Source organism: Gandjariella thermophila, assembly GCF_005405885.1.
Classification (GTDB): domain Bacteria; phylum Actinomycetota; class Actinomycetes; order Mycobacteriales; family Pseudonocardiaceae; genus Gandjariella; species Gandjariella thermophila.
The window spans coordinates 125,510-139,065 of sequence record NZ_BJFL01000012.1 but is presented as its reverse complement, the minus strand read 5'-3'; the positions used below and the strand labels follow the sequence as shown (position 1 = coordinate 139,065).

The 13,556-nt window shown below is 71.6% G+C and carries 11 protein-coding genes and 3 tRNA genes; 7 read left to right on the top strand and 7 right to left on the bottom strand.

Annotation, left to right across the window (positions count from 1 at the left end):
- Positions 1-149: 149 nt before the first annotated feature.
- The 4 genes from FFT21_RS14190 to FFT21_RS14175 all read right to left on the bottom strand — a co-directional run bounded on the left by FFT21_RS14190 (position 150) and on the right by FFT21_RS14175 (position 3,642).
- Positions 150-222: transfer RNA gene (locus FFT21_RS14190), tRNA-Arg, on the bottom strand.
- Positions 223-255: 33 nt separating this feature from the next.
- Positions 256-349 (bottom strand) — tRNA-Ser (locus FFT21_RS14185).
- 484 nt (positions 350-833) lie between these two features.
- Complete coding sequence (locus FFT21_RS14180; protein ID WP_137814309.1) at positions 834-2,837, bottom strand: acetoacetate--CoA ligase; 2,004 nt, start codon at positions 2,835-2,837, stop codon at positions 834-836.
- Positions 2,838-2,946: 109 nt separating this feature from the next.
- Complete coding sequence (locus tag FFT21_RS14175; protein WP_137814308.1) at positions 2,947-3,642, bottom strand: dienelactone hydrolase family protein; 696 nt, start codon at positions 3,640-3,642, stop codon at positions 2,947-2,949.
- A gap of 174 nt (positions 3,643-3,816) precedes the next feature.
- Here FFT21_RS14175 and hisC point away from each other — a divergent pair, with 174 nt between their 5' ends.
- Entirely contained in the window at positions 3,817-4,863 is a 1,047-nt protein-coding gene (gene hisC / locus FFT21_RS14170) for a histidinol-phosphate transaminase (RefSeq protein WP_137814307.1), read from the top strand.
- Positions 4,864-4,880: 17 nt separating this feature from the next.
- On the opposite strand, the gene FFT21_RS14165 is transcribed toward hisC, so the two are convergent.
- Positions 4,881-5,636 carry a sulfite exporter TauE/SafE family protein gene (locus FFT21_RS14165; RefSeq protein ID WP_137814306.1) on the bottom strand — a complete coding sequence of 252 codons (756 nt, stop codon included), beginning with the start codon at positions 5,634-5,636 and terminating at the stop codon, positions 4,881-4,883.
- Between the two features lie 249 nt (positions 5,637-5,885).
- On the opposite strand from FFT21_RS14165, the gene FFT21_RS14160 reads away from it, so the two are divergent.
- The 4 genes from FFT21_RS14160 to FFT21_RS14145 all read left to right on the top strand — a co-directional run bounded on the left by FFT21_RS14160 (position 5,886) and on the right by FFT21_RS14145 (position 9,616).
- A complete protein-coding gene (locus tag FFT21_RS14160) occupies positions 5,886-6,134 on the top strand; it encodes a type II toxin-antitoxin system HicB family antitoxin (protein ID WP_137814305.1) in 249 nt (82 codons plus the stop codon).
- A gap of 156 nt (positions 6,135-6,290) precedes the next feature.
- The gene (locus FFT21_RS14155) at positions 6,291-6,647 is read left to right on the top strand and encodes a YciI family protein (RefSeq protein WP_137814304.1); all 357 of its coding nucleotides are present in this window, start codon (positions 6,291-6,293) and stop codon (positions 6,645-6,647) included.
- Between the two features lie 414 nt (positions 6,648-7,061).
- Positions 7,062-7,235: a hypothetical protein gene (locus FFT21_RS29165; RefSeq protein WP_192909532.1), complete on the top strand. Its 174-nt coding sequence runs from the start codon at positions 7,062-7,064 to the stop codon at positions 7,233-7,235.
- A 269-nt stretch (positions 7,236-7,504) separates the two neighbouring features.
- Positions 7,505-9,616 (top strand): ATP-binding protein, encoded by a 2,112-nt coding sequence (locus tag FFT21_RS14145; protein ID WP_192909531.1) that lies wholly within the window; start codon positions 7,505-7,507, stop codon positions 9,614-9,616.
- 142 nt (positions 9,617-9,758) lie between these two features.
- Here FFT21_RS14145 and FFT21_RS14140 read toward each other — a convergent pair.
- Both FFT21_RS14140 and FFT21_RS14135 read right to left on the bottom strand, forming a co-directional pair.
- Positions 9,759-9,843 (bottom strand) — tRNA-Ser (locus tag FFT21_RS14140).
- A gap of 20 nt (positions 9,844-9,863) precedes the next feature.
- Entirely contained in the window at positions 9,864-10,295 is a 432-nt protein-coding gene (locus tag FFT21_RS14135) for a MarR family winged helix-turn-helix transcriptional regulator (protein WP_137814331.1), read from the bottom strand.
- Positions 10,296-10,485: 190 nt separating this feature from the next.
- Between FFT21_RS14135 and FFT21_RS14130 the strand changes: the two genes are divergently transcribed.
- Together FFT21_RS14130 and ypfJ are read left to right on the top strand one after the other, a co-directional pair.
- On the top strand, positions 10,486-12,207 hold the full coding sequence (locus FFT21_RS14130) for a bifunctional metallophosphatase/5'-nucleotidase (protein WP_137814302.1): 1,722 nt from the start codon (positions 10,486-10,488) through the stop codon (positions 12,205-12,207).
- Positions 12,208-12,625: 418 nt separating this feature from the next.
- The gene (gene ypfJ, locus FFT21_RS14125) at positions 12,626-13,552 is read left to right on the top strand and encodes a KPN_02809 family neutral zinc metallopeptidase (protein ID WP_137814301.1); all 927 of its coding nucleotides are present in this window, start codon (positions 12,626-12,628) and stop codon (positions 13,550-13,552) included.
- Positions 13,553-13,556: the final 4 nt, after the last annotated feature.

The following is a 13,556-nucleotide window of genomic DNA, read 5'->3' as shown; positions in this document are numbered from 1 at the left end:
CTACGGCCAGCCTGGACCCCGACACCTTCTGCGCGCCTGCCCCCAGCAAGCCGGAAGCCGGGCAAAACAAGGGCTGCCCCACGCACCATCAAGGCTTGACCGGCCCCACCCCTTCATGGATGACCTGCGTCTTTGTGGCTCGGGTCCAGCGCGCTCGGCAGGATTCGAACCTGCAACCTTCTGATCCGTAGTCAGATGCTCTATCCGTTGAGCTACGAGCGCATGTTCACTTGTCATCCGACCAAGGCCGGATGCTGGCGGAGGCTCCGGGATTTGAACCCGGGAGGGGGTTGAAGCCCCCAACCGCATTAGCAGTGCGGCGCCATAGACCAGACTAGGCGAAGCCTCCCGGGACCCGCGGCCACTGGCCGATAGGTTACACAGCCTGTCCCCCACGATCCAAACCGGGTCCCCACCCGCCGTGGCGCCGACGGCAGTGTGGTGCCGGAGCGGGGCCCCGTCCCCGCTCCGGCGGCCCACCATGCACGCGTCTGGACCGCTTGGCCCCCCGTCCCGCGGCCCCCGGTGGCGAGGCCCCCGCGCGGCCTTGTCACCCGTTACGGCTCGACCGCGCCGGCCTCCCCCGCCTCGCCCCCCGGAACGCGATGCCCGCGCCGATCGTGACGACCGGGCGCGGCGGCGACGTGCTCCTCGCACTGCTCCCCGTCGCCGGTGGGACAGACCGACACTCGCACCTGTTCGGAGCAGTGGCAACACCCGTTCGGCGGACATCGGCGGGTGAGTTACCGCTGGTAGTAGGCGGTGACGAGGGGCGAACGGGGAGCCGGCGCAGCGTCATTTCACCGCGCGGCTTGGCCGCCGTCCGACGCCGCTCAGCCGGCGTCCGGCGCGGCGGCGAGTTCGACGAATGGGCGCAGCGCGTCCGGGTTGCGCAGCGCGTCCCGGCTCACCGCCCGGTCCGGGGGCGTGCCGGCGAGGATCTTCTTCACCGGCACCTCGCACTTCTTCCCGTTGAGCGTCTTCGGCACCTCATCCACCACGACGAACCGGTTCGGCACGTGCCGGGGGGAGAGCTGGGTGCGCAGTTCCGCCCGCAGCTTCGGTTCCAGCTCGGAGAGTTCGGTGCCGGGGGTGAGCACCAGGAAACAGATCAGCTCGCCGTCGGTGCGGCCGGCGCCCGAGGTGTCGATCACCAGCGAGTCGGTCACCTCGGGGAAGCCCTCCACCACCCGGTAGAACTCGCTGGTGCCCATGCGGACGCCGCCCCGGTTGAGGGTGGAGTCACTGCGGCCGTAGATCACCGCCGAGCCGCGCGGGGTGATCCGGACCCAGTCACCGTGCCGCCACACGCCCGGGTAGGCGTCGAAGTACGCCTCCCGCAGCCGGCTGCCGTCCGGGTCGTTCCAGAAGAACACCGGCATCGACGGCATCGGCCTGGTGATCACCAGCTCGCCGACCTCGTCGACCACCTCGCGGCCCTGCTCGTCGTAGGCGGCGACGGCGGCGCCGAGCGCGCGGCAGGACAGCTCACCCAGCCACACCGGCACGTCCGGTGCCGCACCGACGAACGCGGTGCACAGGTCGGTGCCGCCGGAGACGCTGGCCACCTGGACGTTCCGGCCGACCGCCTCGGCCACCCAGCGGAACCCCTCCGGGGTCAGCGGCGCACCGGTCGAGCCGACCGCGCGCAGCGCGGACAGGTCGAGGTCGTGCCCCGGCCGCAGGCCCTCCTTCAGGCACGACTGGATGTACGGGGCGGAGGTGCCGAAGTAGGTGATCCGGTGCCGCTCGGCCAGCCGCCACAGCGCGCCGAGGTCCGGGTGGCCGGGGCTGCCGTCGAACAGCACGATCGTCGCGCCGACCAGCAGGCCGGAGACGAGGTAGTTCCACATCATCCAGCCGGTGGTGGTGAACCAGAAGAACCGCTCCCCCGGACCGAGGTCGGCGTGCAGCCGGAGCATTTTCAGGTGCTCCACCACGATCCCGCCGTGGCCCTGCACGATCCCCTTCGGCAGCCCCGTGGTGCCCGAGGAGTACAGCACCCACAGCGGGTGGTCGAAAGGCACGTGCTCGAAGGCCGGCGTGGCGTCGGCGTGGGCGTCCAGCAGTTCCGTCCAGCCGACCGCCCCGGGCAGGGTGGCGCCCTCGCCGAGGTAGTCGATCAGCACGGTGGCGCGCAGGCCGGGCATGTCGCCGCGCAGCCGCTCCACGGTCGGCCGCACGTCGAAGGCCCGCCCGTTATACCGGTAGCCGTCCACCGCGATCAGCACGGCGGGCTCGATCTGGGTGAACCGGTCGGCGACGGCCCTTGCCCCGAAGTCCGGGGAGCAGGACGACCAGGTCGCGCCGAGGCTGGCCGCGGCGAGGAAGGCGACCAGCGTCTGCGGGCAGTTCGGGGCCAGCGCCACCACCCGGTCCCCGGCCCGCACGCCCAACTCGGCGAGCCCGGCACGGGCTGCCGCCACCCGGGCGCGCAGCTCGCCGTAGCTGATGACTTCCTCGGCGCCGTCCTCGCGGTGGAAGAGCACGGCGAGGTCGCCGCCGGCGCCGCCGGTCACCGGGTGCAGCGCGTGCTCGGCGTAGTTCAGCGTGGCCCCGGGGAACCACCGCGCGCCCGGCATGGCCGCCTCGGCCAGCACCCGCTCCGGCCGCCGGCCGAACCGCACCCCGGCGAACTCCGCGACCGCGCCCCAGAACGCCTCCAGGTCGGCCACCGACCAGTGCCACAGCGCGTCGTAGTCGGGCAGGTCGAGCCCGCGATGGTCGCGCAACCAGCGGCGGAAGGCGGCCATGGCGGTGTCGTCGACCCGGTCGGGGTCCGGCCGCCACAGCAGTTCGGGAGCGCCGGCCGCGTTGCCGGCTGAGGTCTGGGTCATGGTTCCCGTTCCTAACCCATGCCGTCGCCCGAGGCCACACCCGCGCGGCACATACGCCGAGCGCCGCCGGTGTGCGCCGGGCACACCGGCGGCGCCGGACCGTCGCCGGTCAGCGCATGTGCGAGTCCAGCCAGGCGAGCGTGCGCTGCAACGCGTCCTCGGCGGCCTTCGGGGAGAAGTCGAAGCGGTGGTTCGTGTCCGGGTACACCACCACCTCGGTGGCGATCGGCGCGTTGGCGGTCGCCTCCCGCAGCACCTCGACCTCCTCGACCGGCACCGCCTCATCGGCGTCGCCGTAGACACCGAGCCACGGGCAGGTGAGTTCCTTGGCGATGTCGACCAGCGCCGGTAGGCCTTCGGAAAGCGGGGAGAGAATGCCGCCGCCGCCCACGCTCACCGCCGCTCCGAGCGTGCGGCTGGCGGCGACCACGAAGGCGGTGGTGCCGCCGGCGTCGAAGCCGATCACGCCCATCCGGTCGTCGCTGATGCCGCGCTGCCCGAGCCACACGAAGGTGGCGTCGGTGTCGGCGAGCACCGACTCGCCGGAAAGTTTGCTCAGCCGGTCGCGCACACCGTCACCGTCGGCCTCGTCCAGCACGTCCGCGTCCGGGTAAAGGTGCGGCGCCACGGCGATCCATCCCTCCGTCGCGAGGGTGCTGACCAGGCCTCGTACGGTGTCGGTGACCCCACGGGCCTCATGCAGCACGAGAACCCCGCCGCGCACGGCATTGTCCGGCTCGGCGACCGTGAGGCGGAGGGAGCGGCCGTCGGTGAGCTGGAGGGTCTCGGTGCGGGTTGTCGTCATGGCGTCACCAAATCACGCCGGGGTGAACGCGAGTCAACGCCGCCATTCGGGCGGACCATCCGTCCGGCCCGATCGCTCGGCTAGTGTGTGCCCCGGGTGTGTGCCAGATTACCGCAGCACCGCCGTCGATGTGTCACCGAGATCACATACCGCGTGGCCAGCGAGGAGTTCCGGATGACCGTGCGAACCCGTGCCGACCTCGATCAGCTTCCCGGCTACGTGCCCGGCCGCACCATCCCCGGGGCGATCAAGCTGGCCAGCAACGAGGTTTCGCCCGGCCCGCTGCCCAGCGTGGTGGAGGCGATCACCCAGGCCGCGGCGGGGGTCAACCGGTACCCGGACAACTCGGCGGCCGCTCTGGTGTCCCGGCTGGCCACCTGGCTGGACGTGGACGCGGACCGGATCGCCGTCGGCTGCGGCTCGGTCTCGCTGTGCCAGCAGCTCGTCCAGGCCACCTGCACCGAGGCCGACGAGGTGATCTTCGGTTGGCGCTCGTTCGAGGCGTACCCGATCATCACCCAGGTGGTCGGCGCGCGGCAGCGCCGGGTTGCGCTCCGCCCCGGCCACCGGCTGGATCTGGAGGCGATGGCCGCGGCGGTCACCCCGGCCACCCGGCTGGTCTTCGTGTGCAGCCCGAACAATCCGACCGGCCCGGCGGTGCGCCGGGACGAGCTGGACCGGTTCCTCGACGCGGTGCCCCCGGACGTGCTGGTGGTGCTGGACGAGGCGTACCACGAGTTCGTCACCGACCCGGAGGTGCCGGACGGCGTCGAGCTGACCCGGCGTCGGGACAACGTCGCGGTGCTGCGCACCTTCTCCAAGGCGTACGGCCTGGCCGGGCTGCGGGTCGGCTACTGTGTGGCGGCGCCGCCGGTGGCCGAGGCGGTGCGCAGGGTGTACGTGCCGTTCAGCCTGAACTCGGTGGCCCAGGTGGCGGCGCTGGCCTCGCTGGACGCGCACGACGAGCTGATGGCGCGCTGCCGCGAGGTGATCGGCGAGCGCGAGCGGGTCCGCGGCGAGCTGCTGGCCGCCGGGTTCGAGGTGCCGGAGACCCAGGCCAACTTCGTCTGGCTGCCACTTGGCGAGGCCACCGACCGGTTCAACGAGCACTGCCTGGAGCGGAAGGTGATCGTCCGCGCGTTCCTCGGCGACGGCGCCCGGGTGACCATCGGCACTCCCGAGGAGAACGACGCCTTCCTCGCCGCCGCGCGAGCGTTCTAGCTCGTCACCAGCCCGTTCTAGCTGGCCACCAGCTTGACGATGGCGGCGACGCCGACCGCCACGATGATCGCGCGGAACACCACCGGGGGCAGCCGGCGGCCGATCCGGGCGCCGAGCCAGCCGCCGATCAGCGAGCCGACCGCGACCAGCAGCACGGCGAGCCAGGCGACGTGTGCGATGAAGATGAACACGATGCCGGCGACCAGGTTCACCAGCATCGCCAGCACGTTCTTCACCGCGTTGATCCGCTGCAGCGACTCGTTGACCAGCACGCCCATCAGCCCGAGCAGCAGCACGCCTTGGGCCGCACCGAAGTAGCCGCCGTACACGCCGGTGCAGAACACGCCCAGCCACAGCCCGACGCTGGCGTGCGCGTGCGGCTGGAGTCGCCGGTGTGCCAGCCGCCGGGCCAGCCACGGCTGGATGATCACCAGTACCAGGGCAATCCCGATCAGTACCGGCACGATGGCCTGGAACGCCTCCGGCGGCAGGGTGAGCAGCAGCACGGCGCCGAGGATGGCGCCGAGCAGCGACGCGGAGCCAAGCTGCCACAGCCGGCGCCGCTGGCCGGCCAGCTCGCGCCGGTATCCGATCGCGCCGGCCAGCGACCCGGGTACCAGGCCGAGCGAGTTTGACACGTTGGCGGTCACCGGCGGGTAGCCGACCGCCAGCAGAGCCGGGAAGGTGACCAGGGTTCCGGAGCCGACCACCGTGTTGATCGTCCCGGCGAACACGCCAGCGAGTACGACGCCCGCGGCCTCCAGTCCCGTCACCCGACGCTCCCGTTCCGCACGATCCGCCCTCTTCCCCGGCCAGCGCCGGTCCCCGCGGCCCACGCCGTCGCCGCACGCGTGCCGGTCGGCTCTCCAGAGGAGCTGGTTAGCAACAGTAAACAAGCTGTCACCCGAATGTGCCGCGGACGTGACGCGGGGAACACCACCGGCCGCCGGTTCCGCCAGATGTGTCGAACCCCTCGCCGGGTTGGCCGATCACTGTGGTCAGCGCCAAGTTACCGTGGAGTAATGCTTGCTCCGCGTACCCTCACCGCCGCCATCTACCGGCAGCAGGACGGCTACACGGCACACTGCCTGGAACTGGACATCGCCACCCAGGGCAGCACGGTCGACGAAGCCATGCGCCGGCTCCCGGAGGCGGTGGCCAGCCGGCTGCGGGTGCTCGCCGACCCGCGGCGCGAGCTGTCCCGAACACCCGCGGTCTGCTCGTTCGCCGCGTTAGCCTTCCGGTCCTTCCAACTTCCCGGCATCCTCTGAAGCCGTTCCCCGGATCACCCCGCCCGCCGGGCACGGCGGGCGCCGTTGTGCCTCCGCCCGAGAAGCCACGCGTCGACGTGTCGATGTGCCGGGGCGGCGTTCGTATAGGGGGTGAGGGCCGGCGGCGGGTCGGCCCCGGACTCCGGGAGGTGCGGGATGAGGAAGTACCTGCTCAGCGTCTACCAGCCGGACGGCGATCCGCCGCCGCCCGAGGTGCTGGACCCGGTGATGCGGCGGCTCGCGGCGTGGAACGAGGAACTGAGGGCGGCCGGCGCCTGGGTGTTCACCGCGGGGCTGTGCCCGCCGAGCACGGCGACCGTGCTCCGGCCGAAGGGCGGCGAGGTGCTGGTCACCGACGGCCCGTACGTGGAGGGCAAGGAGCATCTGGGCGGGTTCACCGTCATCCAGGCGCCCGATCTCGACGCCGCGCTGGAGTGGGGACGCAAGCTCGCCGAGGCCATCGGCCTGCTGCCGATCGAGGTCCGGCCGTTGCGGGACGACAACGGCCGGTAGCCGGGCATTCCCGTGCTGGCCGGGTCCGACATCGAGCGCGTGTTCCGCGCGGAACACGGCAGCGCGGTCGCCGTCCTGGTCGGAGCAGGTCCGCACGCATCTGGCGAATCGGTCGAACCGGCGAGGAATTCTCTTTTTTGGGAGCGCACGGGAAGGACGTCGGAACCGATGCTCGTGGTGGGTTTTCCACGATTGTCTGCCATGGTCGGTAGATTTGGATAAGCAAATCTCTGGGAGATTCATCCCAGTTCAGCGCGCCGGTCAGGACCATCGCCCCACTAAACCAGGTAGTCCGCCCCCAATCTCAGGGACGGGTCGCACCCTGATTACCGACCCGCCGCGAAAGTAACGTCGCGTACGTCCGATCCAGGACGGAACGGAAGCCCATCCGCAATCATTAGTGGGGGGAACACGATGATCAGCAACTCCATCAAGCTCGGCACCAGCAACGTCCGCCAGAACTGGGGCGGCTGGGGCTGGGACGGCTGGGGCTGGGGCCGCGGCCGTTGGGGCTGGGACGGCTGGGGCTGGGGCCGCGGCCGTTGGGGCTGGGGCTGGGGCGGCTGGGGCCGCTGCGGCTGGTGGTGAGCCCAGCCCGACAGGTCATTGTCGAGCCTCGTCCCTAGAGATCAACAGGCCGGGCTTGGCTCACGAAGTCGAGTTCGGCGAAGAAAGGAAGCCCCGGTGACCCGGACAGTCCCCCGAGTCACCGGGGCTTCCGCGTGCTTCGCCGCGGCCGGCGTCCGGACCGGCGCCGAGCCGTTGCCTGAATCGTGGCAGCCTACGGCAGAGCGTCCTCCCGGTGCCGGCGAGCACGCCGTTGACCTGGGCTCACGGACCGGTCTAGCGTGGCTGCCGTGGCGGGTGCCACAGCACCGCGGGTGCATCATGTTCCCGCTGAGGTGACCACCTTCGTCAACCGCCGTGCCGAGTTGGCCGGCGCACGCCGGTTGCTGACGACCTCGAGGCTGGTGACGCTGACCGGACCGGGCGGCGTCGGCAAGACGCGGTTGGCGTTGCGGGTGGTCCGCGGGATGGGCCGGTCGTTTCCGGGCGGAATATGGTTCGTCGATCTCGCCCCGCTGCAGAACCCAGCGCTGCTGGCGCACACGATCGTTCAGGCACTGGAGATCGGCGACCAGTCCACCCGTCACCCGCTCGATGTGCTGCGGGGATACCTGAGCGGCAGGCGGCTGCTGCTGGTGCTGGACAACTGCGAGCGGGTCGCGGCCGAATGTGCTCAGCTGGCGGCCAGCCTGCTGGACGCGGCGCCGAAGCTGCACATTCTCGTCACCAGCCGGCAAACACTCGGCGTCGCCGGCGAGCACATCCTGGACGTCCACCCCTTCGAGGCACCGGCCCCGGAATGGGTGGACTCGCCTGGTGCCGGCTCCGAACACCATGCCGTGACGCTCTTCGAGCAGCGAGCGCAGGCGGTGGACCCGGGATTCGCCGTTACTCCGAAGAACCAGGGCATCGTGACGCGGCTGTGTCACCAACTGGACGGCATTCCGCTGGCGATCGAACTGGCTGCCGCGCGGCTGAGCCGGTTGCCGCTCACCAGCCTGGCGGCGGGGCTGGACGAACACACCCGGTTGCTGCTCCCCGGACCGCGCACCCAACCGCCGAGGCAGCGGTCCCTCAAGGCGGCGTTGAGCTGGAGCTTCGATCTGTGCACCGAGGCCGAGCGGCGGATGTGGGCACGCGTGTCGGTGTTCGCCGGCGGGTTCGACCTGCCCGCCGCCGAGGCCGTGTGCGCCGGCGACGGAATCGACACCGCGCCGGTGCTCGATCTGCTCGGCGAGTTGATCGGGAAGTCCGTGCTCATCCGGGACGAGTACGAGGGGCAGGTCCGCTACCGGTTGCTGGACACGGTGCGCCAGTTCGGGCTCGAGCGGCTTCGGTCGACCGGTGAGGAGCCGACGTTGCGGCGCCGACACCGCGACTGGTACCTGCGCCTGGCCGAGCAGGGCGACGCGGAGTGGTTCGGTCCGCGGCAGGTGGCGTGGTTCACCCGGCTGCGGCGGGAGCATGCGAACCTGCGTGCGGCGCTGAGCTACTGCCTGTCCACACCCGTCGAGGCGCGGTCGGGGCTGCGCATGGCGACCACGCTGTGGTTCTACTGGCTTGCCTGCGGTTTCGTCGCCGAGGGATGCCACTGGATCGACCGCGCTCTCGAACTGGACACCCAGCCCACCCGGGAGCGGGCCAGGGCGCTGTGGGTCAACGGCTACCTGACCGGCTTCTCCGGCTACAACCCGGAAGCCACCGCCATGTTCCGCGAGTCATGGGACCTTGCCCGGCGGTTGGGTGACGAGGCGGCGCAGGCATACGCCACCCAGCTGCTCGGCCTGGCCGCGGCCGGCCGTGGCGAGATGGTCGAGGGGGAGCGGCTGCTGAGCGAGGCCCTGCGGCGGCACCAGGCCCTGGGACGGTTCGACGCCGTCGTGGCCATGGGCCAGGTGATGCGGGCCTACGTCGCCCTCGGGAACGGCGACGTGGACGGCGCCGTCCGGCTGTGCCAGGAGGCGCGCCGGGTCAGCGAGGCTCGCGGCGAGACCTGGGTGCGGTCCTGGGCACTGTGGGTGCTGGCCCTGGTCGAGTGGAGCCGGGGACGGGCGCGCCAGGCGGCCGAGCTCGCTGGGGAATGCCTGCGGATCAAGCACGTCTTCCATGACGTGCTCGGCATGGCGTTCGCCCTGGACATGCTGGTGTGGACGGCGGTGGCGGAGGGCGCCAACGAGCGCGCCGCCGTGCTGCTGGGCGCGGCCGAGACGACGTGGCTGACGATGGGAGAGCCGCTGGCGAACGCGCCCCAACTGGTGGAGTCGCGGGAACGCAGCGAAGCCGGGGTCCGCCTGGCCCTCGGCGACCGGGCGTTCGAGGAGGCGGTCAAGCGGGGCATGGACTTCGACATGGAGGATGCCGTCGCCTACGCCCTCGCCGACCACCGGGCACCGGCCCGGTGAGCCGCCCGACCCGGCCGAGCCGTCCGCCGAGAGAACATGTGGGTGGGAAGGCAACCGGCGACATGGCCCAGCGGGCAGCGGCGGCCCAGGTCCGACCAGGCAGGCCTACCGGCGCGCCCGGCATCCTGTCTGGTCAGGCAGGCGGAAGCGGAGGGATTCGAACCCCCGGACGGTTGCCCGTCTCCCGCTTTCAAGGCGGGTGCATTCGGCCGCTCTGCCACGCTTCCTCGGCTGGCAGGGTAACGGGCTAGTCCCCGTCGCCGTGCAGGTGTGTTATCACCCGGTCGAACACGCGGGCCAGCACCTCCTGCTCCTCGCGGCTGAGGAGGTCGACGAAGTGCCGGCGGACGCCCTCCACGTGCGTCGGAGCGGCCTGCTTGAGCTGGTCGAACCCCTTCTCGGTGAGCACCGCGAACACGCCGCGACCGTCGCTGGGGCAGCCGATCCTGCGGAGCAGGCCGGCCGCCTCCATCCGCGCCACCTGGTGGGAAACCCGGCTCTTGGACGACGCGACGTCGACGGCGAGCTGGCTCATCCGCATCTGGTGGCCGGGCTGCTCGGAGAGCCGGACCAGGATCTCGTAGTCGGCGTGCGAGATCCCGTGGCCCTCCTGCAACTCGCGGTGCAGCCGGTACTCCAGCATGTGGCTGGCGACGATGTATGCCCGCCAGGCCCTCATCTCGTCCTCGTCGAGCCAGCGCGGCTCGACCTCCTGCGCGACTGTCACGAACCAAGGCTATGCCCTCGTGGAAAGGTCAGCCCGTGTTCACCGAGGTCCCTCCGTATTGACCTGCAGGCGAAGCCGCCGTACCGGCACACTGCTCGGCCGGGAGCCCGGCGGTGGTACCGGGCGTGGTCAGGAGGAATCCATGGGTGCATCCAGACGGTTAGCGCGGCGGGCGGCCGCGGTGGTGGCGGCCGCCACGGCGGCGCTCACCCTGACGGCGACCGCGGCGCCGGCGGCCGGCGAGCGCGGGGCCGCGCCGATCGACCTGCGGCTGATCGGCATCAACGACTTCCACGGCAACCTGGAGCCGCCCACCGGCTCCTCGGGGCAGGTCGTGCTGGCGGACGGGTCGCGGGTGGCCGCGGGCGGGGCCGCGTACCTGGCCGCCCACGTCCGGCAGCTCCGCGCGCAGGCGCCGAACGCGATGCTCGTCGGCGTGGGCGATCTGATCGGCGCGTCCCCGCTCACCTCGGCGCTGTTCCACGACGAGCCGACCATCGACCTGATGAACCAACTCGGCATGATCGCCTCGCCGGTCGGCAACCACGAGTTCGACGAGGGCTACCGGGAGCTGGAGCGGATCCAGTGGGGCGGCTGCCACCCCACCGACGGCTGCCAGTTCGACAACCCCTACACCGGCGCCCGGTTCCCGTACCTGGGGGCGAACGTGACGTTCGCGTCGTCCGGGGCTCCGGCGCTGCCGCCGTTCTGGATCAGCCAGGTGCAGGGCGTGCCGGTCGGCTTCATCGGCGAGCCGCTGAAGGACACCCCGACCGTGGTTTCCGCGGACGCGATCAAGGATCTGCGGTTCGCCGACGAGGTGCGGACCGCGAACCGCTACGCCGACCTGCTCGACCGGCTGGGCGTGAAGACGATCGTGCTGCTGGTGCACCAGGGCGACAACACCGAGGGCGGCGGCCCGGACGACTGCCGCACCGACCCCGGTCCGGCCCGCGCCATCGCCGAGCAGGTCAGCCCGAAGATCGACGCGGTGCTCACCGCGCACAGCCACCAGCAGTACGTGTGCTGGGTGAACGACCCGGCCGGGCAGCGCCGGCCGTTCCTGCAGGGGCTGTCCTTCGGCCGCGAGCTTTCCGTGCTCGACCTGAAGATCGACCGCCGTACCCGGGACGTGCTCCGCGACCGGACCACCGCGTTCAACGACGTCGTGACCCGCACCGTGGCGGCCGACCCGGACGCCGCCGCCCTGGTGGATCGGGCCGCGCAGAAGGCGGCGCCGCTGGCGAACAGGCCGGTCGGCAGCGTCACCACCGACGTGGTACGGGCCGCGGCGCCGTCCGGTGAGTCGCCGCTCGGTGACGTGATCGCCGACGCCCAGCTTGCCGCGACCACCTCGGCCGGTGCGCAGGTCGCACTGATGAACCCGGGCGGGGTGCGCGCCGACCTGCCCTACCACTCGGGCACGCCGGGCGTGCCGGACGGCACGGTCACCTACGGCGAGGCCTACGCGGTGCAGCCGTTCGGCAACATCCTGCAGACCATGACGCTGACCGGCGCTCAGCTCAAGGCGGTGCTGGAGCAGCAGTGGCAGCCGCAGCCCGGCGGCGTGACCGTGCGCGTGCTGCAGCCGTCGGCGAGCCTGCACTACCGCTGGTCGGCCGCGGCCCCGGTCGGATCCAAGGTGTCCGACATCACCGTCAACGGGCAGCCGGTGCGGCCGGACGCGTCCTACCGGGTCACCGTGAACAACTTCCTGGCCGGGGGCGGGGACGGGTTCACCGCGCTGCGGGACGGCACCGGCGTCACTGGCGGCGGGCAGGACCTGGACGCGTTCACCGGCTACCTCGGCGCGCACCCCAACCTGGTGCCGCCACCGTTGGACCGCATCGCCGTAACGACGTAATCGCTGGTCAGAACGTTCGCGTGTCGGCTTGTGATCTGCGCGGCCAGCCGCGCATGCTCGAGAGGCGACCGGTCGTCGAGGCAACTGGTGCAGCGCAGGACGCATGTTTCCTCGGGGCCCGTCGCGAAGGGACAGGTGATGCCGTGACGGCAGTGTTCCCGACGTGGCGGCGCGTCGCCGGCTGCGTCCCCGCGGTTGGCCTGGCAGAGGCCGGTCCGGCCGCGACTGCGAGCACCGGTTGGCGAGGCCGGTGGATCGGCCGCCGACCCCGCGCACCGCGACCGCCACGAACCATGTGAAGGACCTGGGTGCGGTGTCCCGCGCGGGGCACCGCACCCAGGCATGTCCGCGGTCCCGACCCCGGCCCGGCGAACCCCGATATCGTCGTGGTCGTCGGCGACGCCGGTGGGAGGACACAGTGGAGTTCGACGACAACGCCCAGCTCGACACCTCGCAGGTGGAGGACACCCGAGGCTACGGCGGTGGCGGCATGGGGCTCGGCGGCCTGGTCGGCTGGGGCGGTGGCGGCCTGGGCATCCTCGGGCTGATCGCGTACTTCGTGTTCACCAACCTGGTCGGCCACCACGGCGTCAGCGGCAGCCCGCTGTCCCTGGACGGGGTCGGCTCCGGCCAGCAGGTGGACTCGGGCCAGCTCGCCAGCGAGTGCAGGACGGGCAAGGACGCCAACACCAAGCCAGACTGCACGGTGGTCGCGCTGGTCAACTCCGTCCAGGGCTACTGGAAGGACCAGTTCGCCCGATCCGGCCGCACCTACAAGGTGGTGCCCACCCGGTTCTTCCGCGGCGGCGTGCGCACCGGCTGCGGCGGCGCCAGCTCCGCCGCCGGCCCGTTCTACTGCCCCGCCGACCAGACCGTCTACATCGACCTGAGCTTCTTCAAGGAGTTGCAGACCAAGTTCGGCGCGCAGGGCGGGCCGTTCGTCGAGGGTTACGTGCTGGCCCACGAATATGGCCACCACGTGCAGAACCTGCTGGGCACCGAGTCCAGGGTGCGGACCCGGCAGGGACCGACCTCCGACTCGGTGCGGCTGGAGCTGCAGGCCGACTGCTACGCCGGGGTGTGGGCCAACCACGCCACCAGCACGCCCACCGCGAGCGGCCAGCCGCTGATCAGGAACATCAGCCAGCAGGACATCGCCAGCGCGCTGGACGCGGCGTCCCGGATCGGCGACGACTTCATCCAGCGCAACCTGGGCAGCGGTCAGGTGAACAGCTCGCAGTTCACCCACGGCACCTCCGCCCAGCGGGAGAAGTGGTTCACCACCGGCATCCAGACCGGCGACCCGGCCCGCTGCGACACGTTCGGCGCGACGAACCTGGGGTGACGCG

Coding starts and splice junctions, on each gene's coding strand:
- FFT21_RS14180 (WP_137814309.1), bottom strand. CDS start 2,837: ATGACCCAGACCTCAGCCGGCAACGCGGCCGGCGCTCCCGAACTGCTG.
- FFT21_RS14175 (WP_137814308.1), bottom strand. CDS start 3,642: ATGACGACAACCCGCACCGAGACCCTCCAGCTCACCGACGGCCGCTCC.
- hisC (WP_137814307.1), top strand. CDS start 3,817: ATGACCGTGCGAACCCGTGCCGACCTCGATCAGCTTCCCGGCTACGTG.
- FFT21_RS14160 (WP_137814305.1), top strand. CDS start 5,886: ATGCTTGCTCCGCGTACCCTCACCGCCGCCATCTACCGGCAGCAGGAC.
- FFT21_RS14155 (WP_137814304.1), top strand. CDS start 6,291: ATGAGGAAGTACCTGCTCAGCGTCTACCAGCCGGACGGCGATCCGCCG.
- FFT21_RS29165 (WP_192909532.1), top strand. CDS start 7,062: ATGATCAGCAACTCCATCAAGCTCGGCACCAGCAACGTCCGCCAGAAC.
- FFT21_RS14135 (WP_137814331.1), bottom strand. CDS start 10,295: ATGAGGGCCTGGCGGGCATACATCGTCGCCAGCCACATGCTGGAGTAC.
- FFT21_RS14130 (WP_137814302.1), top strand. CDS start 10,486: ATGGGTGCATCCAGACGGTTAGCGCGGCGGGCGGCCGCGGTGGTGGCG.